Origin of the sequence: Cupriavidus basilensis, assembly GCF_029335485.1 — a bacterium.
In the GTDB taxonomy this organism is placed as follows: Bacteria; Pseudomonadota; Gammaproteobacteria; order Burkholderiales; family Burkholderiaceae; genus Cupriavidus; species Cupriavidus basilensis_E.
In genome coordinates, this window is the sequence record NZ_JARJLM010000294.1 from 1 (window position 1) to 2724 (window position 2724).

Sequence of the window (2724 nt, forward strand, 5' to 3'; positions counted from 1 at the left end):
CGGCCGCCGGCGCCGCCGCAACCGACGATGCCGGCCAGCCGCCCGAGCGCGACCGCTATTTCACCGTGGCCAGCGATCCTTCGCAGGAGGCCGCCGTGCTGCAGGCGCGGCAGGCGCCAGGCCTGCTGGTCGAGGGCCCCCCCGGCACCGGCAAGAGCCAGACCATCGTCAATATGGTGGCCGATGCGCTGGGCCGCCAGCGCAGCCTGCTGATCGTGTGCCAGAAGCAGGCCGCGCTCGACGTGGTGCGCAAACGGCTGGTGGCGGAAGGGCTGGAGCAGCGCATCGTGATGGTGAGCGACGTCAACCGCGACCGTGAACCGGTCATCCGCGGCGTGCGCGAGCAGCTCGAATCGCTGTGGAAAACGCCCGATGCCGGGCCGCCGGCATGGCGTGCCCAGCGCGAGCGCGTCGCCGCGCGCATTGAAGCGCTGGAGGGGGAACTGGACCGTCATCAGCAAGCGCTCCACCAGGTCGACGCACGGATCGGCCTGAGCTACCGCGCGCTGCTGGGTGAACTGCTGGCGCTGGAGCAAGGCGAGGCGCCGCTGGACGTGCCGGCGCTGCGCGCGCAACTCGAGCCGCTGGACACCGCCAGCCTGGCCGCGCTGGAGGAACGATGCGCGCCGCTGGCACGCTACTGGCTGCCGGCGCGCTTCGAGGGCAGCCCGCTGGCGCGCCTGCGCCCCTTCGCCACCGACCGCGCCACCCTGGCCGACTTCGCCGAAACCCTGGAGCGCCTGGTACAGACCGAACAGGCGCGCGCCGACGTGCTGGCGCGCAACCCCGCGGCATTCGACGTCGAAGATCCCGGCCCGCACCGCGCCTGGCTCGCCGTCCACGGCGACGCCCTGCTTGCGCTGGACGAAGCCCGCCGCGCCGACCTGGCGCGCTGGCTGCCGCTGCTGCGGCCGCTGGCCGCCGTATCCGCCAGCGCGCCGGCGCCGGCGCCCGCGGGAAGCGCCACCTCGCGCGGCGCGGCGCTGATGGCGCAGCTTGCCCAAGTGGGACAGCAACTCGCCGCCTGCGCGCAGGACGCCCACGATGCGGTGCTCTCGCCCGCGCTGGCCACGCTCGAGGCCGGCGAACTGGCCGCCGCCGTGGCCCGCGCCGCGCACCTGGCCACACCGGTTGGCCTGCTTGGCCGGCTCAGCGTGTCGCGCTGGCTGCACCGGCGCAGACAGATGGCCCTGCTGCAGCGCTGCAGCGGCCCCGCCGCCGCCGGCCCGGACCGCCTGCCGGCGCTGGCGCAAGCCGCGCGCCTGGAACAGCAATGGCGCGCACCCCGCCAGGCCTTGCGCGAGATCCTGCAAGTCCTGTCGCTGCCCTTGCCCGCCGACGATGCCGGAGCGGCGCTCGCCGCGCTGTGCGCCGACGCCCAGGCAAGGCTGCGCGATGCGGCGGCCATGTGCGAGCGGCTGGCGCAGGCCCCGTGCCCCGAACCCATCGAGGCCGCGCTCGGCAGCGGCCGCCGCGAGACCGTGGTGGCGCTGCTGGCAGGCTACCACGCCGCCTTCGCGCGTTGCGAGGCGCGCCGCCTGAGCCTGGCCGCGCTGCAGCGGCTGGCCGGCTGGTGTGAGCCGGAGTGGGTGGCCGCGTGCACGGAAGCCATCCACGGCAACCGCGACAGCGCCCCGCTGACCGCGCCGCTGGCCGCCGCCCTGCCGACGCTGGCGGCATACCAGCAGTTCCGCAGCCGCGCCGGCCAGCTCGGCGCGGCCGAGCTGGCGATCTTCACCACGCTGCGCGACAAGCAGGCGGCGCTCGCGTCGATACCCGCCGACGCCCTGGAGGCCGAAATCCGGCGCCTGCTCAACCGCGAAGCGCGGCTGGCCTGGAAGCGGCAGCTGGAATTGCACCACCCCGCGCTGCTGCTCGAGCACGGCGAAACCGCGGCACGCGTGAGCGCGCTGGCCACCGCCGACGTCGAGATGCGCCGGCTGAACCGCGCGCTCCTGGTGCAGGGCATCGAGCGCGGCCGCGTGCGGCCGCTCAAGGACTGGGAGGACATCACGCGCCTCACCGGGCGGCGCGCGCGCCGGCTGCGCGAGTTCATCGAACTGGGCGCGCCGCTCGGGCTGATGGCCTTGCGCCCGGTGTGGCTGATGAACCCGGACGTGGCCAGCCGCGTGCTGCCGCTCAAGGCGGGGCTGTTCGACACCGTGATCTACGACGAGGCCTCGCAGATGCCTGTCGAATACGCGCTGCCCACGCTGTTCCGCGGCCGCGTCGCCGTGGTCAGCGGCGATGAAAAGCAGATGCCGCCGACTGCCTTCTTCTCCAGCCGCATCGAGAGCGACGAGGCCGAACTGTTCGACGGCGAGACCCCGGACGAAGACGCCGACGAGACCGTGCAGGAAGCCTTCGACGAGGTCTGGAACCGGCGCGAGATCAAGGACTGCCCCGACCTGCTGCAACTGGCGCGCACCGCCCTGCCCAGCGCCACGCTGCAGATCCACTACCGCTCGGCCTACCGCGAGCTGATCGGCTTTTCCAACGCCGCGTTCTACGGCAACCGGCTGAGCGTGCCGGTGCGCCATCCGCGCACGCGCATCCTGCAGGACAAGCCGCTGGAGCTGATCCGCGTGGACGGTCTCTACCAGAACCAGACCAACCCGGCCGAGGCCGACAAGGTCGCCGACCTGCTGGCGGCGCTCTGGCAGGCGCCCTTCGCCGAACGGCCCTCGGTGGGCGTGGTCACCTTCAACCGCAAGCAGGCCGACC

1 protein-coding gene is annotated in these 2724 nt (G+C 73.7%); it reads left to right on the forward strand.

Annotated features, from left to right (window positions below; all coding sequences use genetic code 11):
* Positions 1-2724: DEAD/DEAH box helicase (locus tag P3W85_RS17195; RefSeq protein ID WP_276265666.1), on the forward strand; the 2724-nt coding region annotated here is incomplete at both ends.